Origin of the sequence: Rhizobium sp. BK196, assembly GCF_014193255.1 — a bacterium.
Taxonomy (GTDB): domain Bacteria; phylum Pseudomonadota; class Alphaproteobacteria; order Rhizobiales; family Rhizobiaceae; genus Rhizobium.
Window position 1 is genome coordinate 678,468 of sequence record NZ_JACHZB010000003.1, and the last position, 20,568, is coordinate 699,035.

Annotated in this window: 18 protein-coding genes and 2 pseudogenes; 9 read left to right on the forward strand and 11 right to left on the reverse strand. The window is 60.3% G+C overall.

Going from position 1 to position 20,568, the window contains the following annotated elements:
- Positions 1–5: 5 nt before the first annotated feature.
- Positions 6–1,388 (forward strand): TIGR03808 family TAT-translocated repetitive protein, encoded by a 1,383-nt coding sequence (locus FHT78_RS14505; protein ID WP_183744963.1) that lies wholly within the window; start codon positions 6–8, stop codon positions 1,386–1,388.
- 95 nt (positions 1,389–1,483) lie between these two features.
- Positions 1,484–2,149, forward strand: a complete 666-nt coding sequence (locus tag FHT78_RS14510) for a glutathione S-transferase family protein (RefSeq protein WP_183744966.1) — start codon at positions 1,484–1,486, stop codon at positions 2,147–2,149.
- Positions 2,150–2,152: 3 nt separating this feature from the next.
- Here the strand turns inward: FHT78_RS14510 and FHT78_RS14515 are convergent, their stop codons facing one another.
- The 3 genes from FHT78_RS14515 to FHT78_RS14525 form a co-directional block, all read right to left on the reverse strand.
- Positions 2,153–3,049 (reverse strand): LysR substrate-binding domain-containing protein, encoded by an 897-nt coding sequence (locus FHT78_RS14515; protein WP_183744969.1) that lies wholly within the window; start codon positions 3,047–3,049, stop codon positions 2,153–2,155.
- Between the two features lie 370 nt (positions 3,050–3,419).
- Complete coding sequence (locus tag FHT78_RS14520; protein ID WP_183744972.1) at positions 3,420–4,040, reverse strand: DUF4142 domain-containing protein; 621 nt, start codon at positions 4,038–4,040, stop codon at positions 3,420–3,422.
- 9 nt (positions 4,041–4,049) lie between these two features.
- Positions 4,050–5,438: a cytochrome B6 gene (locus tag FHT78_RS14525; RefSeq protein ID WP_183745377.1), complete on the reverse strand. Its 1,389-nt coding sequence runs from the start codon at positions 5,436–5,438 to the stop codon at positions 4,050–4,052.
- A gap of 208 nt (positions 5,439–5,646) precedes the next feature.
- Between FHT78_RS14525 and FHT78_RS14530 the strand changes: the two genes are divergently transcribed.
- On the forward strand, positions 5,647–6,000 hold the full coding sequence (locus tag FHT78_RS14530; RefSeq protein ID WP_183744974.1) for an MmcQ/YjbR family DNA-binding protein: 354 nt from the start codon (positions 5,647–5,649) through the stop codon (positions 5,998–6,000).
- Here FHT78_RS14530 and FHT78_RS14535 read toward each other — a convergent pair.
- Both FHT78_RS14535 and FHT78_RS14540 read right to left on the reverse strand, forming a co-directional pair.
- Positions 5,997–6,617, reverse strand: a complete 621-nt coding sequence (locus tag FHT78_RS14535; protein ID WP_183744976.1) for a glutathione S-transferase family protein — start codon at positions 6,615–6,617, stop codon at positions 5,997–5,999. The genes FHT78_RS14530 and FHT78_RS14535 overlap by 4 nt on opposite strands.
- A gap of 104 nt (positions 6,618–6,721) precedes the next feature.
- On the reverse strand, positions 6,722–7,078 hold the full coding sequence (locus tag FHT78_RS14540; RefSeq protein WP_183744979.1) for a DUF4406 domain-containing protein: 357 nt from the start codon (positions 7,076–7,078) through the stop codon (positions 6,722–6,724).
- 123 nt (positions 7,079–7,201) lie between these two features.
- Here FHT78_RS14540 and FHT78_RS14545 point away from each other — a divergent pair, with 123 nt between their 5' ends.
- Positions 7,202–7,957, forward strand: a complete 756-nt coding sequence (locus tag FHT78_RS14545) for a DeoR/GlpR family DNA-binding transcription regulator (protein WP_183744981.1) — start codon at positions 7,202–7,204, stop codon at positions 7,955–7,957.
- A 60-nt stretch (positions 7,958–8,017) separates the two neighbouring features.
- Here the strand turns inward: FHT78_RS14545 and FHT78_RS14550 are convergent, their stop codons facing one another.
- Positions 8,018–9,022 carry an asparaginase gene (locus FHT78_RS14550; protein ID WP_183744984.1) on the reverse strand — a complete coding sequence of 335 codons (1,005 nt, stop codon included), beginning with the start codon at positions 9,020–9,022 and terminating at the stop codon, positions 8,018–8,020.
- Positions 9,023–9,219: 197 nt separating this feature from the next.
- On the opposite strand from FHT78_RS14550, the pseudogene FHT78_RS14555 reads away from it, so the two are divergent.
- Positions 9,220–10,431: pseudogene (locus FHT78_RS14555) on the forward strand (MFS transporter).
- 1 nt (position 10,432) lies between these two features.
- Here FHT78_RS14555 and FHT78_RS14560 read toward each other — a convergent pair.
- Positions 10,433–11,056 (reverse strand): metalloregulator ArsR/SmtB family transcription factor, encoded by a 624-nt coding sequence (locus FHT78_RS14560; RefSeq protein ID WP_183744987.1) that lies wholly within the window; start codon positions 11,054–11,056, stop codon positions 10,433–10,435.
- 102 nt (positions 11,057–11,158) lie between these two features.
- On the opposite strand from FHT78_RS14560, the gene FHT78_RS14565 reads away from it, so the two are divergent.
- Complete coding sequence (locus FHT78_RS14565) at positions 11,159–12,583, forward strand: MFS transporter (protein WP_183745379.1); 1,425 nt, start codon at positions 11,159–11,161, stop codon at positions 12,581–12,583.
- Here the strand turns inward: FHT78_RS14565 and FHT78_RS14570 are convergent.
- The 4 genes and pseudogenes from FHT78_RS14570 to FHT78_RS14585 form a co-directional block, all read right to left on the reverse strand.
- Entirely contained in the window at positions 12,564–13,562 is a 999-nt protein-coding gene (locus tag FHT78_RS14570) for an NAD(P)H-quinone oxidoreductase (RefSeq protein ID WP_183744990.1), read from the reverse strand. The two genes, FHT78_RS14565 and FHT78_RS14570, sit on opposite strands and share 20 nt — an antisense overlap.
- Before the next feature lie 78 nt (positions 13,563–13,640).
- Positions 13,641–15,446, reverse strand: coding sequence for an EAL domain-containing protein (locus FHT78_RS14575; RefSeq protein ID WP_210278342.1), 1,806 nt, complete (start codon positions 15,444–15,446; stop codon positions 13,641–13,643).
- A gap of 153 nt (positions 15,447–15,599) precedes the next feature.
- Complete coding sequence (locus tag FHT78_RS14580; protein ID WP_183744993.1) at positions 15,600–15,842, reverse strand: type II toxin-antitoxin system ParD family antitoxin; 243 nt, start codon at positions 15,840–15,842, stop codon at positions 15,600–15,602.
- 212 nt (positions 15,843–16,054) lie between these two features.
- Positions 16,055–16,602, reverse strand: a pseudogene (locus FHT78_RS14585) (HdeD family acid-resistance protein).
- A gap of 141 nt (positions 16,603–16,743) precedes the next feature.
- On the opposite strand from FHT78_RS14585, the gene betI reads away from it, so the two are divergent.
- The 3 genes from betI to betA are packed head-to-tail and all read left to right on the forward strand — an operon-like array spanning position 16,744 to position 20,534.
- Positions 16,744–17,331: a transcriptional regulator BetI gene (gene betI / locus FHT78_RS14590; RefSeq protein WP_183744996.1), complete on the forward strand. Its 588-nt coding sequence runs from the start codon at positions 16,744–16,746 to the stop codon at positions 17,329–17,331.
- 34 nt (positions 17,332–17,365) lie between these two features.
- A complete protein-coding gene (gene betB / locus FHT78_RS14595) occupies positions 17,366–18,829 on the forward strand; it encodes a betaine-aldehyde dehydrogenase (RefSeq protein ID WP_183744999.1) in 1,464 nt (487 codons plus the stop codon).
- 52 nt (positions 18,830–18,881) lie between these two features.
- A complete protein-coding gene (gene betA / locus FHT78_RS14600; RefSeq protein ID WP_183745002.1) occupies positions 18,882–20,534 on the forward strand; it encodes a choline dehydrogenase in 1,653 nt (550 codons plus the stop codon).
- Positions 20,535–20,568: the final 34 nt, after the last annotated feature.

Consider the following 20,568-nt stretch of genomic DNA (forward strand, 5'->3'; position numbering starts at 1 on the left):
CCGCTATGAAGAAGGATTTCACCGAATTCTCCCGACGGGATATACTTGGCATGGCAGCAGCCACCGCAGCAGCCATGCTGGCGCCGCGCGCTTTTGCTGCTCCGCTCGGTGCGGAACAGTCTGACCTGCGCGGTGCGATCGATACGGTGCAGTATCGCGCCATTCCCGAAAGCGGCGAACAGACGAACCGTAACCTGCAGCAAATGATCGGGAAAGCGGCGCGCGAGAACGTGCCGGTCTTCCTGCCGCCAGGCACCTACCGCATCTCCAACCTGACGTTGCCGGACAATACGCGCATCATTGGCGTGCCCGGTGCGACGCGGATCGTCTATACCGGAGAAGGACACCTCTTCGCCGCTGAAAATAGCGGCCGTATCGAACTTTCCAATCTGGTCATCGACGGATCGAACCGCTGGCTCGCGGACTATGCCGGCGCTCTCATCCAGTTCACCGGCATCAGTGAGGTGCTGATCGACAATTGCGAGATCGTCGGCAGCCGGAAGCATGCGCTGCAGCTCGAGCGCTGCAGCGGGCGGATCGAGCGCAGTAGGATCTCCGGCGCAGGGCAGTCTGGCATCTATGCCGTGGAATCTTCGGGGCTTTCGATATCAGGCAATACGGTTTCGGACTGCGGCAATGGCGGCATTCTGGTCCATCGCTGGAAGAAGGCCGAGGATGGTACGATCGTTTCTGGCAACCGTGTTTTCAACATCCGAGCCAATGACGGCGGCACCGGCGAAAACGGCAATGGCATCAATATCTTCCGCGCCGATGGCGTGACGGTGACTGATAACCAGATTTCCGATTGCGCCTTCACCGCGATCCGGGCCAATTCCGGCTCCAACATCCTCATCAGCAACAACCAGTGCCGGCGCTCCGGCGAGACGGCGATCTATGTGGAATTCGAGTTCGTCGGCGCCGTCGTTTCAGGCAACATGATCGACGGGGCGGCAAACGGCATCTCCATTGCAAATTTCGACCAGGGAGGCCGGTTGGCGAGCGTGACGGGAAATGTTATCCGCAATCTGACGCTCAAAGGCCCCTACAAGCACGAGGTCGGCTTCGGTATCGGCATTGCGGCGGAGGCTGATACGCTCGTATCAGGCAATGTCATCGAGGATGCGCCGCGCTGGGGGTTGCAGATCGGCTGGGGGCCTTATCTGCGCAATGTCGTCGTCAGCGGCAATGTGGTGCGCAAGTCGCCGGTCGGTTGCGCGGTCTCCGTTGCTGAAGGCGCGGGTTCGGCCGTCATCTGCGACAATATTTTTCAGGAGATGGGCAAGGGCGCCGTCATGGGGTTCGAATGGGACAAGCAGGTTTCGGACGAGCTTGCCGACAACAGCTCCCGCTATAAGCAGCTGACAGTCGAACGAAACCGGACTTCCTGAGCGCTATCAAAAGCTTTCATCGACATATCATCCGCAGGCGCTTTGTTCGCGGCGGTGCTGGCTTTAGGGTCTGCGCATCGAGGAGAGGACATGCCATGCTGACAGTCTATGGGGTTTATCGCTCGCGTTCCGCACGCGTTTACTGGATGCTCGAGGAACTGAGGATCGAATTCCGTTCCGTGCCGGTGCTGCAGGCCAAGCGGCTTGCCAATCCGCTATCCCCGGATGCACCCATCAACACGCTCTCACCGGAATTCCTGGCCATCAATCCGATGGCGATGATCCCTGCCATTAAGGATGGCGACCTCGTCATGAACGAGTCGCTGGCGATCAATCTCTACCTCGCGCGCAAGTACGGTGGCGGTCTCGGCGGAAAAACCGTCGAGGAGGACGGTTTGATGACGATGTGGACGACATGGGCCGTTTCCGAACTCGATTCAAACACAGGTAAAATCGTTTCGACCTACGACGACGGCAAGGAAAACACTGAAGCGGGACGCGCCGTAATCGATGTCGCCTGCCGTGCGATGAAGCGTCCGCTTTTGGTTCTCGAAAAGCATCTCGACGGCAAGGAATGGATCGTCGGCGGGCGCTTCACCGTCGTCGACCTCAATATCGCGGAGGTGCTGCGTTACGCCCAGAGCGAAACCGCTCTCTTTGAGGCGCATCCGAATATCAATGCCTGGATCACGCGCTGCCAATCGCGCCCGGCCTACCTGGAAATGCAGCGCAAGCGTTCGCTGGAGCCAATCGAAGTCTAGTGGTCAGCCGAAGATCGCGGCGGTTGCGGCCATTTCCTCGCGGATCCAGGCCTTGAAGTCGCGCACCTTCTTCGGCTCGCGGCTGCCTTCGGCGGTGACGAAGTAATAGCCATCGCCGGTACTGGCGCGGATGCCGAAAGGCGCGACCAGCCGCCCTTCCTGCAGCGAAAAGCCCGCGAGCGTCTGCCAGGCGAGCATCACGCCCTGTCCGGCAATTGCTGCATCGAGACAGAGCGAGGCGTCGTTGAACACGTGACGCACGGTTGGCGGCGGGCCCGAAAGGCCGGCGGCTCTCATCCAGACATCCCATGTGAACATGGCATGGGCATCGATGACGGCGGGGAGTTTCGTGATATCGGCCGGCTCCTTCAGCTTTGCGGCCATTTCGGGAGAGCAGACCGGAAACACCTCCTGTTCCAGGAGATGCTCGACCTTGACGCCCGGCCAATGGCCTTTGCCGACACGGATCGCGACATCGATGTCGGAGGCGGCCAGATTGACGAGCCTGGTGGTCGCATCGAGACGCAGGTTGATTTCCGGGTGACGCTCCATGAAACGGTCCAGCCGGCAGACCAGCCAGCGGGCGGCGAGAACAGGCGCCACCGAAATGGTCAGGATGCATTCGTCCTTGCGTTGTGCCATCGCGACGGCTTCAGAAAGCCGAAGGAAGCCTTCGTTCAGCGCGGCAAGAACAGGGGTGCCGGCTTCCGTTACCAGCATGCCCTTCGATGTGCGCTCAAAGAGCAACCGGCCGAGTTGGGCTTCAGCCTTTATGACCTGCTGGCTGACGGCGCCGACGGAAACGCCGAGCTCATCCGCGGCCGCCTGAAGCGAGCCCAGCCGACCGACCGCTTCCACGGCGCGAAGGCCGTTGAGATGTACGGAACTGAGGTTTCTCATATAGCTTTTCTATAGCATGAAATCGGTAATCTCAATTGAAAACCAACCCAGCCGCCGCCAATATTGATATCACAAGAGTGGTGCAAGCAGTTCAGAATCTATAAACGAGCCGGCGAAGTATGTCTCTACGCCGCGAGCCGAACACGACCCTCAGAAAGCGAGAGCAAGATGTCGCTACTGAAGTTTTTCTGGAGCCAATCGACCCCTAGCTGGGTCGCTCAACGCAAATATGACGAGGACGAAGATTTCCTCGATCATCCTGATATCGCCACGATGTCGCAGCGGGAGCTTGCGGACCTGCCTTTGCCGATACCTGCGCCAAAATGCTCGACGCAACCGCAATCAGGCTCAGGATCTATCGGTTGACGGCTTATGGCCCGCTCTTTTTTGCCATCTCTTGCGGCGGAAGTCTAATCGCCGCACCCGTCAGGACGTTATTGAGTTCCTGCGCCATCCGGAGGTGATCCAGCACCTTCGGAAGAAGGGCCGCCGCCAGCCGCTGCATATCCGCATCCTCGCCCATAGAGATCTCCCATGAAAGCAGTTGCGCGGTTTTCTGATGGTCGACAATCTGGGATTTGACGTAGGCGGCGTCAAAGTCGTCGCCATTCAGCTTCTGAAGCCGGTCGCGCAGGATTGAGTGCTCCGCGTCAAGCTGGTCTGGGACAGGGATTTTGGCGGCGTCAGCCAAATCCTTCAGCTTGGCGTTGGCATCGGAATGATCCCGGACCATCATCTCGGCGAAGCGCTGTACGGCGTCTGCCTTCGCCTTTTCACCGGCCAGTTTTCCAAAATCGACTTCAGCGACGCCGCCGGCTATCGCGAGCTGCGCGAACAGCCTGTCCTGGTTGTTGGTCTGATGCGGTGCGGGAAATCCCGGCTTCGTCATGCGGGTATCGACGCCCATGCCGGCCGGGTTGCCCATTTGCGCCGCGGCGGCGAGCGGCATGACGCAGAGCGCGGCGCTTAGAATTGTCGTGCGGATTTTCATCGCGTTCTCCTATAGCGTCAGCATGTAAGCGACGAGGTCCTGCTTTTCCTGCTCCTCCAGCTTGGTGCCGAGAACGAGGTTGAAGAACTCGACGGTGTCGGCAAGCGTCATCAGGCGGCCGTCGTGCAGGTATGGTGGCGAGTCTTTGATGCCGCGCAGCGTGAAGGTCTTGATCGGGCCATCGGGGAGTGTGACGAGGTCGTTGAAGACTTGGCCGACCTTATAGAAACGCTCGAGCTTCAGATCGTGCATGTTGTTGTCCATGAACTCCGTCTGCGGCACGTGGCATTCGGAACAACGCCCCTTGCCCATAAAGATCTTTTCGCCTGCCAACTCCTGTGGAGTGGCAAGTGAAGGATCAAGCCGATTGAACGGGTCGAGCTTGGGCGCCGGGGGAAAGTCGATAATGTTTTGCATCTGCGCCATCATCGCGACCTGGTTCGTCCGGTCCGGCAGGTTGGGGCCTTTGCGAGTGGCGCTGACATGGTCGCCATTAAAGTAGGCCGTCCGCTGTTCAAATTCACTGAAATCTTCGACGGACCGCAAGGAGCGCTTTGATCCATGGATCTGCTGGTTGAACAGACCTCTTATGCTTGTCGTATCGAGACGGAAGCGGTCTGCCTGCGGCCTTACATCTGGCGTCAGATGAAAGGCCGCGTTGGTGTGAAAATTCGAATGACAGTCGAGACAGGCGACGCCGGTGCTCTGATCAGCCACCTTCCGGTCTTCCGTCTGGTTGAACTCCTCTTGCGGGAACGGCGTCAGCAGCAGGCGCAGTCCTTCCATCTGCACCGGCGTCACAATCCCGTTCATGATCTCGTAGAAGTTCTTGATGGTGAGGAGCTGCCCTCGGGACACGTCGCCGAGTTCTGGATGAGTGGTCAGGAAGATCGGCGGCGGAAATTCCGGCGTGAGATTGTCGGGCAGATCGAAATCGACGTCGAAACGACGAAGATCGCGCATCTCCTGCGTATGAATCTCGTCTATCTGCCGGTTAGGGAACACCTGGCCGCCAGTCGCCTGCTTGACGTGAGGCAGGGGCAGGAAGCCTTCGGGCAGGAGGTTTTTGTTCCTGATCTCGAGCGGCTTCATCGTTGCGAGGTCAGTCCAGCTCGTACCAGGGGCGAGTTTGACGCGGACGCCGTCTTGAACCGGTTTCAGTCCGCCGGACATCATTACGCCTGCCATCGGCCTGTCGGAAAGATCGTAGCGCCTTTCGAGCAGGTCGCGCTGGCGCTTCATGACCTCGGGCTTCTGGGCCTCGTCGATTTGACGAGCCTGGGAAAACGGCATCGTCGGTAACGGCCGGTATGTCGTGTCGGGAGGCAGCGGATCGGAAAAGGCTCCGACCGCAAAAATAGAGACCCCTACTGACAGAGATCCAGCAATGAGCGTCATAAAGATTCGTGAATTGGACATGATTTCCCCCTGCGTCGAGCGCACGTCCAACTCCGAAGAATTCAAAATGTTCCCGTTAAGGCATCTTGATCCAGCGCCGCAGGCTGAAGGGCGCATGCGCAAGCGGCGGCGAGACAAAAGCCAATCCTGAACGTGTAAGGTAGCTGAAGACGTGATAGATTTTTGCGGGGGACAATCGGCGGACACCGTGACCGAAAGCGTGGAATGCATTCTGGCGCGACTGAAGCGGCTGGCAAAGGAGGCTGGCCTGCCCGGCATCGAGGAAAGTACGTCCTATGGCAGCCTGGCGCTGAAGGTCGGCGGCAAAAGCTTCGTCGCGGTCAAGAACGACGAAACGGTGGTGATCTCGATCCCGATCGACCACAAGGAACATCTGCTGACCATGGCGCCTGACATTTATTTTCAAACGAACCATTATGTCGGCTGGCCACACCTGCCCGTCCGGATCGCCGTCATCGGCGACGACGAACTCAAGCAGCGGCTGATCGACGCCTGGACTTACCGGGCGCCGAAGAAGCTGATTTCGGCCTACCGCGCTTAGGCTTTTTCGCGTGCCAATGCTCGCTGGACGGCCGGGCGCTCCAGCATGCGGGCGTAATGCCCACTGACCTTGGAGAAGCGCGCGGGATCGACGCCATCGGATGGCAGCCAGCCGGTCATGACAAAGAGATAGGGATCGGCGACCGTATAGTTGTCACCCATCACCCATGGTCCCTTAAACATGGTCGCCTCGATCAGCTCGAAGCTTTCGCCCATGGTCTGCGGCACCTTGGCCTTCATGGATTCCAGAGCAGCTTCATCATCGGCCCAGCGGGAACCGCGCGGGCGGTGGGCATGGTTCACATGGACGGTCGAAGATATGTATCCGTTGAACGCCTGGAGGCGGGCAAACTCGAACGGGTCGTCGAGCGGGGCAAGCTTCGCCGCTGGCGCCGTCTGAGCGATGTAGGCGAGGATCGCCGTCGATTCCGTCAGCACGCCGCGATCGGTGGCAAGTGCCGGAACGCGGCCCTTCGGATTGATCTTCAGATAGGCTTCCGAGCGCTGCTCGTTCTCCCGCGTATTGACCTTCTTCGTATCGAAAGAAAGGCCAGATTCCTCGAGGGCAATAAGGCTTGCAAGAGCGCAGGTACCCGGTGCGAAATAGAGTGTGATCATGGTGAGACTCCCCTTTCGGGGAGCCTTATAACGCGAGTTTCAGGACTGGCGAAAGACGCCGGGGGCGCTTTCTCTTCTCCCTATCGGGAAGAAGAGGCAGAGCCTCAAGCGCAACCCGGCACGTCGTCCAGCCGGTACCAGACGGGAATGCCACGCTCGGTGGCGATGCGCACGTCATTATCGGCACCCTTGGAGTCGCCCGGCAAGCGCAGCACGCCTTCGCAAAGCTGCAGCAGCCGGCCAGCGACCGGATGAAAGATCTCCTCGTAGAGATCGTCACCCACCTGCTTGCCGCCGGCTGCATGCCAGACCGGCAAGGCCACCCATTCGCCGATCATCGGCACATGGCCTGCCTTGAAGAGCGCGTGCGACGGCGCCTCGAGGCGCTTGAGGTTGGCAGCCATCTTTGCCGGGTCATCGCCCGTTCCGGACCTGTAAGGGCCGGCAATCAAAATCAACATGATCTACTCCATCAACTCCCGGCGTCATGCAGGGGATTTCGCGAAAATGCACGATATTTCTTGAATGTCGAGTCAATTCATGCATATTCACGATGTTTCGTAAATTTTCGTGCAGGCGCATTCATGCTGACCAGCCAACGCAAGGCCCTTATCCTCGATATCCTGCGCCGCGACGGGCAGGTGATCGCCAAGCGCGTGGCGGAGGATTTCGAGCTCTCGGAGGATACGATCCGCCGCGATCTGCGGGAGATGGCCGCGGAAGGGCTGCTGAAGCGCGTGCATGGCGGGGCCTTGCCCATTGCCCCTGAGCTTCCCGACTTCACGGCCCGCCGCGACGTCGCTTCCGACATCAAGGCGCGGCTCGGCGCGAGGGCGGCGCAGATGGTGAAGGCCGGGCAGATGGTATTTCTCGACGGCGGCACGACCACGGCGGAAGTTGCCCGTCACCTGCCGCGCGACATTGCCTTCACGATCGCCACCCACAGCCCGACGATCGCCGCCGAGCTGGAGCATCACCCAACCGCCGAGGTGATCCTCTGCGGCGGCAGGCTCTACAAGCATTCCATGGTGGCGATCGGCGCGGCCGCGATGGCGGCAATTTCGGCCCTCCGGCCGGACATCTTCTTCCTCGGGGTGACTGCCGTTCATCCCGTGCACGGATTTTCGACCGGGGATTTCGAGGAAGCGGCGATCAAGCGGCATATCGCCCGGTGTTCGGCGGAGACGCAGGTGCTGCTGACGGCAGAGAAATTCGACCTCGTGTCGCCCTGCCCGGTGCTTGCCGTAAGCGACGTGGCGGGGTTGATCGTGCCTGCAGAAACGCCGGCTGAACGGCTTCAGCCTTACGCCGAGCTCAATGTCGCAATTACCGCAGCTTGACCTGCATTCGGCGCAGCGAAGGAACGAGGCCTGGTGGCAAATGCTTGATTGGGGCAGCGATCAGGCGAAGGCCTCGGTTACCCTGATATCGCCGACATGGATGCCGTTCCAGTTGCGCATTGATTTATTCGCCATCGCCGTCAGCGCAACCTCTTCCTTTCCGCCCTTCTCGAAGAAGCGGGCAAGCGTGGCAGCAACCATGGCTTCGGCGGCGCGGGTGGTGCCGTCATCACATTTAAGCGCAATCGCAATGCCCTGTTCTGGTATCGCGGCGCAGAAGACGCCTTCCGCACCCGTCTTGCAGAAGATCTGGCCGGGGGCGATCTGCATCAGCACCGTGCAGGCGCGGCCTGAGCCGGCAACATAGAAAGGCTCTGCCATGCAGGCTTCGACGAGCCGGCGCGAAGCTTTCGCACGCTCGCGGCCAAGGCCGTTGCCCGTCGCCATTTTCGCAAAGCCATGCGCAAGTGCTTTCAGCGGCACGGCATAGGTCGGAATGGAGCAGCCGTCAGTGCCGCAATTATCATGTCCGAGTACGGCACCCGTGAGGCTTCCCATAACGTCGCGGATCTGCTGCTGCAGAGGATGGTCGTAGCCGACATAACCCTTGGTATCGATACCCTGATGACAGCAAGCACAGATGAAGCCGGCATGTTTGCCGGAGCAATTGTTGTGAAGCGCCGTCGGCCTCTCCAGCGTGCGGGCCTGGTGGATCAGCGTCTTCTGGTCCGAAGACCAATGCGCGCCGCATTCCAGCGCTTCCATATTACGGCCGGCCCGCGACAGCATGGAAGCGGCAAGCGCCACATGTTCGTCCTCGCCGCTATGCGAGGAACAGGCGAGCGCAAGCTCCTTGTCACCGAACCCATAGGCATCCGCCGCACCGCTTTCAATCAATGGCAGCCCCTGCATGGCCTTGCAGGCCGAGCGCGGGAAGACATTTGCCTCGATATCGCCGAGCGAAAAGGCGACACGGCCGTCGCCATCCACGACCGCAACCGAACCGCTGTGGCGGCTTTCGACGAGCGAGCCCCTGGTGACTTCGACGAGGACAGGATTGAACATGGGCAAGAATCCGGATTGTGGGCAAGGATGCTGCAGGCATAGCCCCTCCATCTCTGAAAGCCAATGGAGTTTGCGCCGAATGACGGCCGATCACAGCATCTAAACAGCCATCACATGAAGTGACTGCCGGTGCGGCAAACTATCGTTTTGCGTGTAGGCGCGAGGCGGCTAAAGGTTTGACGTCAGGACTCATTCTCATGACATCCTTATTTTCTTCCATCATCCGCGACAGCCGCATCCGCATTCCAACCGTCACGCTGGTTGCGCTCGCCTTCACCTATGCCTCCACGGTTCCCTACCAGTCGATCATCGGCATCAGCGAACTCGGTATGAGTGACGGCGCCTATTCGGCGCTGGTCTTCTTTGCTGCTATCGTCAATGTCGCGATCAGCTTGACGCTCGGCATATGGTCGGACAGGCTGACGGAAAGACGGCCACTGGTGCTGGCGCTTTCCATTGCCGGCATAATCGGCTTCGGATCGATCGCGCTCATTCATAGCCCTGCCGTCTTCATCTTCTCGGTGCTCTTCCTCGTACCGATGAGCAACTCCACCTATTCGCTGCTCTTTGCGAGTGTCAGGGCGCGCACCAATCAGCTGGCCCGCAGCGAAGCGGTCGCCATCACCTCGACGGTGCGGGCGCTCTATTCCGGCTCCTGAGCGGTGGCGCCGGGACTGGTCGGGCTTGCCCTCGTCACTTCGCCATCGATGACGCCGGCCTATGGGGTGGCGGCGATGGCGAGCCTTATCTGCTTCTGCCTCTATTTCTTCTTCGCGCCCGGCAACGGCCCGGTGCGCGAGACGATCCCGAACCAGCCGGGATTCTTCGCCTCCCTGAAACGCGTCTTTGCCCCCGATGTCTTCATCCGCGTCTTCGTCATGTCCTTGCTGCTCGGCCTGCAGCGGCTGAACGGAATGGTGTCGCCGCTCATCGTCGTGCATAAGATCGGCGGCAGCGTCGTCGATGTTGGCTTTCTCTCAGGCCTGACGGCCTTCCTCGAAATGCCCTTCATGATGATGTGGGGGCTGGTGCAGCGGCGCTTCCAAATCGCGCACGTGCTGGCATCAGGCACGGTGCTCTACTGCCTCTATCTGGTGCTGCTCGGCCTTGCCACCGCGCCCTGGCAGCTCTATGCGCTGCTCGGTCTCAACGCCTGCGGGGCAGCAGCCATCCTCAGCCTGCCGATCACCTATCTGCAAGACCTCATCGCCGACCGACCGGGCCTCGGCAGCTCGCTGATCTCTCTCAACACCTTCATCGGCATCGGTGTAGCAGCAGGACTTTTTGCGCTGGGAACAGCCGTGACGGATTATTCCGGTACGGCCTTCGTGGGTGCTGCTGTCGGCACCATAACCATCGTGATCCTGCTCTATCTGGAAAGCGGCAGTCGTGTGCGCCAGCCCGCTTAAATTACCTTGGTCTAATCCGATAAGCACAGCGGCGCGCGCCGAGCAGGATATGCTCGCTGCGCTCGACATTCGCCGAAAGCACACTGCGGAAGGTTTCGATTTCCGAACGGCAGAAGCCGGCGCAGACCGCCGCCGCCGCACAGATCGGACAATGGTTTTCGACAAGCATCAATGATCCATCCTCCTCCTGCCAGCTATCAGCCATATAGCCCTCACGGCTTCGGATGGCGGCCAGCCCCTCGACGCGGGCGGCAAGATCCGCCCTGCCAGTCAGTTCGTCGCGATAGCGCTGCAGCGTTTCGTTTTCGCGAGCGGCAATGACAGTATCGAGCGCGGCGGGACCGAGCTGCGCGGCAACGGTCGTCAGCAGGTTCGCCGTCAGTTCGGCATGACCGTCCGGGAAATGGCTGTTACCTTCGACCGTCAGGTGCCAGAGCTGCTTCGGACGTCCCCTACCCTTTGCCGCGACCGTCACAGGTTCCACCAGCCCCTCTTCCGCCATTTTGGCAAGTTGCTGGCGGGCGGCCTCGCCTGATATGCCGAGTGCATCACCGACCGCAGCGGCGAGCTGCGGCCCCTCGGTCTTCAACAGGATTAGGATGCGGTTGACAGGAGACTGGCGCATATTTTTCCAAGTTATCTCTTGTTTTAATTCGATGCCCATGTAATTTTCCAGTTCATAACTTGGAAAATAATCATGGGTCGGGAAAAACGCAAGGATTTCATTATGTCCGAGACCGCATTGGAGCCACCCCGCTCGTCAACCTCCGCCTTCCAGCTCTTTTCTCCATCGCTGCTGCCGGCGACATTGATGCTTGGCGGCGGCATGACGATCTCTGCCGTCGAAAGTTACATTACGGCGACGATAGCGCCGAGCATCGTGCGCGATGTCGGCGGGCTGGAACTGTTTTCGCTGGTAACGACGCTATATATCGCCGCCACCATACTGGGTTCGATCTTCATGGCGATGCGGCCGAGAGGTATAGCGCTGCGCAGCGTCTATGTGCTGGCGGCCGTAGTCTTTGGCGTCGGCAGCCTACTTTGCGCGGTGGCACCGTCGATGCCGGTCGTGCTGATCGGACGAACGGTGCAAGGGTTCGGCACCGGCGCGCTTGCCGCCCTCTGTTACGCCTTCATCCGCTTTGTCTATCCCGAGCCGCTCTGGCCGAAGGCTTCGACCCTCTATGCGGCGATCTGGGGTGTTTCGACCGTCATAGGCCCGACGCTCGGCGGCTTCTTCGCGCATGACAGCGCCTGGCGTTACGCCTTTGCCGTGCTCGTTCCTCTCAGTGTGCTGATGGCGGTGCTGGCGCCGCGGCTCTTGCCGCAGGCCGAAGATAACCGCGAACAGACGAAAATGCCCGCCGTACAGATCTGCCTGCTGCTTGCGGCGGTGCTGCTGGTCAGCACAGCAGGGACAACCGAGATGGCGGCGGCCAAGATCGGGCTGATCGCCGTTTCGGTCGTCGCCGTCGGCGCCATGCTCGTTGTGGAGCGCAAAGGCAACAACCGGCTGCTGCCATCAGGCGCGGTGACGCTAAGCCAGCCGATATCACGGGTCTATCTGACGATGCTCGGCCTCAACTTCGTTCTCGTCAGCGATATTTTCATTCCCTATTTCCTGCAGGTTCTGCACGGGGTAACGCCGCTGATTTCAGGCTATCTGGTGGCTCTCGTCGCCCTCGGCTGGACGGTGGCCGCCTTCCTCAGCGGCTCCTTCTCCGGCAGGAAAGCCAACGCCGCGATCGTTGCGGGCTGCTCAACCGAAGCCGCAGCGACGGCCTTGCTCGCCATCTTCCTTGCCCGCGAGAATCCCGAGGCACATCTAATTATCCTCGGGCCGGCGGCAGTCGCCATGTTCATGATGGGTTTTGGCGTAGGCCTCGGCTGGGCACATCTCGTCGCCAAGGTGCTGAAGCTGGTAGCCGACAGCGAGCAGGACAAGGCTTCAGCCGCTATCCCGACCATAAGCTCGCTCGGCAGCGCCTTCGGCGCGGCTTTCGCCGGCGTCATTGCCAATGGCGCTGGACTGGTCGAGCCGGGCGGCATTGCAGGCGCGCTATCGGCGGCGAGCTGGCTCTATCTCGTCATGGCACTGCCGGGCGTGATCGCCATCGGCGCGGCGCTGTCTCTCAACCGAGCTTCAGCATGATCTTGCCGATATGGTTGCTGGTTTCCATCAGCCGATGGGCAGCGGCCACGTCCTCGAATGCAAAGGTCCTGTAGATGACGGGCGCGACCGTGCCGGCTTCCAGAAGCGGCCAGACCTCGGAGAGAAGATCATCGCGGATCGCCCGCTTCTCCTCTGCCGTGCGCGGGCGCATGGTGGAGCCGGTCACCGTCAGGCGCTTGACCATGATCGGCGCCAGATTGACCTTTTCGGCAACCGCACCCTGCAGGAAGGCGATGATGGACAGGCAGCCGTCCTTCGCCAAGGAGGCGATGTTCTTTTCGAAATAGGCTGCGCCGATCATGTCGAGCACGATATCGACGCCTTGGCTGGTCTCTTGCCTGATGACGGCGGCGAAATCCTCTTCCCGGTAGTTGATGGCCCTCGTGGCTCCGAGCTTCTGACAGGCCTCGCACTTCTCCTTGGAGCCGGCGGTCGCATACACCTCGGCGCCGAAAGCTTTGGCGAGCTGAATGGCGGTTGTGCCGATGCCGCTGGAGCCGCCATGGATCAGCACTTTCTCGCCTTCTGTCAGGCCGGCCATCTGGAAGAGATTTGCCCAGACGGTGAAGAAAGTCTCCGGAAGGGCCGCCGCCTTCACTGCATCGTAGCCCTTGGGGAAAGGCAGCGCCTGACCGGCCGGCAGAAGGCAATATTCTGCATAGGCGCCGCCATTGGCGAGCCCGCAGACCTTGTCGCCTAGCGAATAATCGGTCACGCCGGGACCGATCGCGACCACCTCACCGGCGAGTTCCAGGCCGAGAATGGGGCTTGCATCCTTTGGCGGCGGATAGCTGCCCTCGCGCTGGGAAATATCAGGACGGTTGATGCCGACCGCTTCGGTACGGACGAGGATCTGGCCTTCTGAGGGCACCGGCACCGGTCCACTTGCAATGACCATTGCCTCCGGCCCGCCGAAAGACGGCAGATCGACGAAACGCATTTGCGACGGCAAAGACATGGCTCGGCTCTCCCTATTCCGAAGCAAAGGAGATAAATCAGGGTCCCGAGCTTGGGAAGGCCGGAAGTGCCAGAGGCGTCAATTCGCCTCGCCTAGCGTATGGAATACGAGGCCTTCGTCGCTTTCCTTGGCGCTCGACTTCACCTGAGCGATCTCGGCGCTGACGCGATTGATGTCGTCGATAACGAGACCTTCCGGCAGTTCGAGAACGCCGATCGAGCAGCGCATCAGCGGGAAGAAGGTTTCCGCGCCGGTGCGATCGTGCCCACGGATCCGGCCGGCGGCGCGGTCCTCATCCGAATAGAGGTCGAGCACGTCGTCGTGGAAATCGCTGATGAGACGATCGAGGATTTCCGTCAGTTCCTCCTTCGTCCAGCCGACGACACCAATGAAGAAGTCGTCACCGCCGACATGGCCGAGAAAGTGGCGCTCGGCGAAGAAGTAACGGCGCATCAGCGCGGCAAAGAGCGAGATCGCATGGTCGCCGAGATGGAAGCCGTAAGCATCGTTGAAGGGCTTGAAGTTATCGAAGTCGCAATAGCAGAAATGGCGCACGTCATCGCCGTCGCGGCCGGAATGGCGCATGAAATCGCGGATGGCGCGATTGCCCGGCAAGCCGGTCAGCGGATTCTGGTCCTGCGCCGTCTTCAATTGCTTCTCGTTTATGACCTTGATCAGCGAGGCAGCGGAGACGACGCCGGCGTAGCGCATGTTGTCGGTGAGGATCAGGCAGTTGCTGCCTTCCATATTGGCGAAGATCACCATGAGCTGATCGGCATCGCTGTCGAGGCCGACAATCGGCGCACGCTCGACGAAATGCGAAATGGTGCGCTCGTAGTCCTTGTTCTTCAGAAGGTCGCGGCCGAAGGGCTGATAGATGTATTCCTTGAGGTGATGCTCGTGGATGATGCCGCGCGGCTCGCCATTGGCATTGAGAACAGGGAAATAAGCCTGACGCGGATTGCGGCGGAAGAGTTCGAAGACCGTATCGATCCCATCGCTCTCATAGACGGTCGGCAGCATTTCGATCTGCTTGCGGATGAGGATTTCGTCGAGCGACTGGCTGTTGCCTTTGTTCTTGCCGAGTTCCTGCAGGTGCGGGAAGGCAGGCACGAGTTCGGAGAGATGTGTGGACGGACGCGAGATGAACCAACCCTGTACGAGGTCCACGCCATAATCGCGGCACACGATGAATTCGGCTTCCGTCTCGATGCCCTCGGCGATCACGCGGGTGCCGAGCACATGAGCCATGTTGACGATGCTCTTCAGCAGGTGGCGCTTGCGCGGACTGCGATCGATATCCTCAACGAAATGGCGGTCGATCTTCAGGTAATCGACGGAATAATCGCAGAGCAGTTTCATTTCGCCGTGGCCGACCCCGAAATCGTCGATCGCCAGCTTGAAACCCGCCCGGCGCAAACGCGAAACGAGTTCGGCGAATTCGGGCACGCTGGTATTGTCGAAGCGTTCGGAAAATTCGAAGCAGACGGAGGATGGCGGGATATTCGCCGTTTTCAGCTGCAGCAGCAGGCTCTCGACCAGACGATTGCCATGTGGGATGAGGCGGACGTCGAGATTGAGAAACAGCGTTGCGGTTGCGAAGTTCGACAGCGTGGCGAATTTGGCGAGCGCGCGGTTGGCGACCATCTGCTCGAGTTGCAGGAGCTGGCCGTGCTCATGAGCTTCGTCGAGGATTTCGATCGGCGTTTCAAAACCGATGCGCTCCTGTCCACGCATGAGGGATTCATAACCAAAGACCGTGCCGGTGCCGGCTTCGACGATCGGCTGAAACGCATTTTCGATGACGAGTTTGGCGAGGGTAACGATCTGATCGCTGGCGTAACGACGCACGACACCCGGTTCGACGCTGGCAGCCAAAGACATGCCAATCTCCACTGTGACCTTTTCTTTTTCGGCCGGACAATGGAACAGAAGGGTCAACGAACCCTTTCGTCAATGTGAAACTTTTATGAACGCGCAAGCGCTCATGCACGCCGAGCGCTTATTAGATTTTCGATTTTTCAATCAACAGCTTATTCAGGCCGACCGGCGATGCTCGGCTTCATGATCGGCGAACATATCGGCGACGCATCTGCCACCGCTCGGTGCGCTTTCATCGGCCGGGACTTCGCTGCGATATTCGCCCAGTTTGCGGGCCGCATCCCACAGGCGCAGTGCCTCGCGCACGACTTCGCTGCTCGATGCATATCCGCCTTGATCGACAGCATCGCGGATGCCGGCTGCCTGAAGCGGTGAGATGGAAACGGTGACCATCGGCATGGAATTCTCCTCCCATTCTATTTCGGCAGAGACTGCCTCGGGGGTCCATTTTCGGCTTCTCAAGGCGACATGCGCCAATGCCGAAGTGCCTGAGCACAGGAGGCGGCCCTTCTCCGGAGCCGGCCTTCAATCGCGGAATTTTAGTACCCAGTCATGTTCTTGTCAAAAAAGAACGGCCGAAACGGACCATCCGGCAGCCTCTCTCCACAGTTTCAAGAACGGATACCTAGGCCGAAAGCGAGCATTGTCCAGCCCTGAACAATGAGATCGACCGCCAGAAAGAGGCCGAGAATCCAGAGGCTGTTGACCGGCCAGCCGAGGGCGATCACGAAGCCTGCAAGGGCGGTGATGACACCGCTTGCGACGATCCAGCCCCAACCTTTGAGCGGTCGCATGCGCCTGCCGACGAAGACGCGGAAGACACCGGCAACGAGCAACGCGATGGCCAGAAACAGGGTCAAGGCAGCCGAGGTGAGGATGGGATTAATGAAGGCGCAGATGCCAGCGAGCACATACAGCACACCGCTCAACGCCCAGAAGAGCACATGATCCAGCCGCGCACCTGGAAGGCGTGGATCAGATAGATGACACCGCCTGCCAGCATCAGCATGCCGACATAAAAGACCGAAGCGACGGTTGCCATCAGCAGATTGCTGAGGGCGATGAGGCCGCAGATGAGAAGCAACACGCCGAGACCGACGAACCATACCCATTTCGACCGCAATGGGGATTCGGGCATTCCGTCGTAAATATTGGCCATTGGCGCACCTCCTGATTGCTGGAGATATGCTGCAGCAATTTCTCGTGAAAAGAGGTGATCCGGATCAATCCGGCGAAAGATTTTTGTTGATTGATCAGTCAATCAAAAATACGCTTCAATCCATTCTCGGGAGAACTGAGCTTGCCGAAGGTCGGAATGGAACCGGTGCGCCGCAAGGCGCTTGTGGATGCAGCACTGCGGGTGATCGGTGATCACGGCTCGCTGACCGTCACCATGTCCGACATCGCCCGCCGGGCCGGGGTCTCGCCCGCCCTTGCGCACCACTACTTCGGCAGCAAGGAACAGTTGCTGATCGAGTCGGTTCGTTTCCTTTTACGCCAGTTGCGCGACGACGCTGTGGCGGCACTGGGGCAAGCGGCGACACCGCGGGAGCGGGTCTCCGCTATCATCCGCGTCAGCTTTAACGCCGACCAATTCGCGCCGCAGACGATTGCCGCCTGGCTTGCCTTCTATGCCGACGCACAGCGATCGGAGGAGACACGGCGTTTCCTCGTGATCTACGCGCGACGCCTGCGCTCCAACCTGCTTGGGGCGCTCAAGGCGCTTTGCCCTGACGATGCCGCAGAACGCATCGCCGAGGGCGCGGCCGCGATGATCGACGGGCTCTATCTCCGGCAAAGTCTAAAATCGGCACCGATCGGCATTAAAGCCTCGATCGCGCTGACGGAGGATTATGTGACGATGCAGCTTGCCCGCATCGTCAAATGAACAACACCAAAACAACCAGCTAGGGACCAGCGACATGAAAGCCCAGCCGAAAGCATCGCACTTCATCGACGGGGAATATGTCGAGGATGACAGCGGCACCCTCATCGAAAGCATCTATCCGGCAACCGGCGAAGTGATCGCCCGGCTCCATGCCGCAACGCCTGCTATCATCGAGAAGGCGATCGCGGCTGCCAAACGCGCGCAGCCGGAATGGGCGGCACTGAGCCCGATGGCACGCGGGCGCATCCTGAAGCGCGCGGCCGAGATCATGCGCGAGCGCAACCGCGAGCTTTCGGAGCTGGAAACGCTCGATACCGGCAAGCCGATCCAGGAAACCATTGTAGCCGACCCGACCTCGGGCGCCGATGCCTTCGAATTCTTCGGCGGCGTGGCACCCGCGGGACTGAATGGCTCGCATATCCCGCTCGGCCAGGATTTTGCCTATACGAAACGCGTGCCGCTTGGCGTCTGCGTCGGCATCGGCGCCTGGAACTACCCGCAGCAGATCGCCTGCTGGAAAGGCGCGCCGGCCCTGGTCGCCGGCAATGCCATGGTCTTCAAGCCCTCGGAAACCACGCCGCTCGGTGCGCTTGCCATTGCCGAGATCCTGCATGAGGCCGGCCTGCCGAAGGGGCTTTACAACGTCATCCAGGGCGACCGGGACACCGGGCCGCTGCTCGTCAACCACCGAGATGTCGCCAAAGTGTCGCTGACCGGCTCGGTCCCGACCGGGCGCAAGGTGGCTGCGGCGGCTGCAGGCCAGCTTAAGCACGTGACGATGGAGCTTGGCGGCAAGTCGCCGCTGATCGTCTTTGACGACGCCGATCTCGACAGCGCCGTCGGTGGCGCGATGCTAGGCAACTTCTATTCCACGGGTCAGGTCTGCTCCAACGGCACGCGCGTCTTCGTGCAGAGGAAGATCAAGAGCGAATTCCTGAAGCGATTGAAGACGCGGACTGAGGCGATCCTCATTGGCGACCCGATGGATGAGACCACGCAGCTCGGCCCCATGGTTTCCTGGGCGCAGCGCGAAAAGGTGTTGTCCTATATCGAGAAGGGCAAGGCCGAGGGTGCGACACTGGTAACCGGCGGCGGCATTCCGAACCATGTGACGGGCGAAGGCTATTATGTGCAGCCGACTGTCTTTGCCGATGTCAATGACGGCATGACGATCGCGCGCGAAGAGATCTTCGGCCCGGTCATGTGTGTACTCGATTTCGACGATGAAGCCGAAGTCATTAAGCGCGCCAATACGACGGAATTCGGCCTTTCCGGCGGCGTCTTCACCGCCGACCTGACGCGCGCACACCGCGTCGTCGACCAACTGGAAGCCGGCACGCTCTGGATCAATACCTACAATCTCTGCCCGGTGGAAATTCCGTTCGGGGGCTCGAAGCAATCAGGCTTCGGGCGGGAGAATTCGCTGGCAGCGCTTGAGCACTATAGCGAGCTGAAGACGGTTTATGTCGGCATGGGGCCGGTCTCCTCGCCTTACTGACCTCATCAGAAGTCGACACGGCAGTTGCACACGACAATCCAAAGGGAACAGCATGCAACAGGCAGATTTCGTCATCGTCGGCTCCGGCTCGGCAGGCTCGGCACTGGCTTACCGGCTTTCGGAAGACGGCAAGAATACCGTCATCGTCATCGAGGCGGGTGGTTCGGATTTCGGGCCGTTCATCCAGATGCCGGCGGCCCTTGCTTGGCCCATGAGCATGAAGCGCTATAACTGGGGCTATCTGTCGGAGCCTGAGCCCCACCTCAACAACCGGCGCATTACAGCCCCGCGCGGCAAGGTGATCGGCGGCTCTTCCTCCATCAACGGCATGGTATATGTGCGTGGCCACGCGGAAGACTACAACCGATGGGAAGAGCTCGGCGCCAACGGCTGGGCCTATGCGGACGTGCTGCCCTATTTCAAGCGCATGGAGCATTCGCACGGCGGCGAGGAAGGCTGGCGGGGCACGGACGGGCCGCTGCATGTGCAGCGCGGCGTACTGAAGAACCCGCTGTTTCACGCCTTCATCGATGCCGGAAAACAGGCCGGCTTCGAGACGACCGAGGATTATAACGGCTCGAAACAGGAAGGCTTTGGGCTGATGGAACAGACCATCCATCGCGGCCGGCGCTGGTCGGCTGCAAGCGCCTATCTGAAGCCGGCGCTGAAGCGGCCGAACGTTGATCTCGTTAAGGGCTTTGCGCGCAGGATCATCATCGAGAACGGCCGCGCGACCGGCGTGGAAATCGAGCGCGGCGGCGCAACCGAGATCGTCAGAGCCAGTCGCGAAGTGATCGTCTCGGCCTCCGCCTTCAACTCTCCGAAGCTCTTGATGCTGTCAGGCATCGGCCCGGGCGGGCATCTGCAGGACATGGGCATCGAGGTAAAAGTCGACCGGCCGGGCGTCGGCGGCAATCTGCAGGACCATATGGAATTCTATTTCCAGCAGATCTCGACCAAGCCGGTGTCGCTCTATTCCTGGCTGCCGTGGTTCTGGCAGGGCGTGGCCGGCGCGCAATGGCTGCTTTCCAAGGGGGGGCTCGGCGCTTCCAACCAGTTCGAGGCCTGCGCCTTCCTGCGTTCGGCACCCGGCCTGAAACAACCCGATATCCAATATCATTTCCTGCCGGTCGCCATCAGCTATGACGGCAAGGCGGCGGCCAATACACACGGCTTCCAGGTGCATGTCGGCTACAATCTGTCGAAATCACGGGGCAATGTCACGCTGCGCTCCGCCGATCCGAAGGCCGATCCCGTGCTGCGCTTCAACTATATGAGCCATGCCGAAGACTGGAAGAAATTCCGCCATTGCGTGCGCCTGACGCGCGAAATCTTCCGCCAGAAGGCCTTCGACCATTACCGCGGCCCGGAGATCCAGCCGGGCGAGAAGGTTCAGACGGATGATGAGATCGACGCTTTCCTGCGCGAGCATCTGGAGAGTGCCTATCACCCTTGCGGCACCTGCCGCATGGGCGCGAAGGACGATCCGATGGCTGTGGTCGATCCCGATACACGGGTGATCGGCGTCGATGGCCTGCGCGTTGCCGACAGCTCGATCTTCCCGCATGTCACCTACGGCAATCTGAATGGTCCGTCGATCATGACGGGCGAGAAAGCCGCAGACCATATTCTTGGCAAACAGCTGATGGCACGATCCAATCAGGAGCCGTGGATCAATCCGCGCGCGGCGGTGAGCGACCGGTAGTCAGTGGTGGTCGTCTTCGCGGTGGTACGGACGG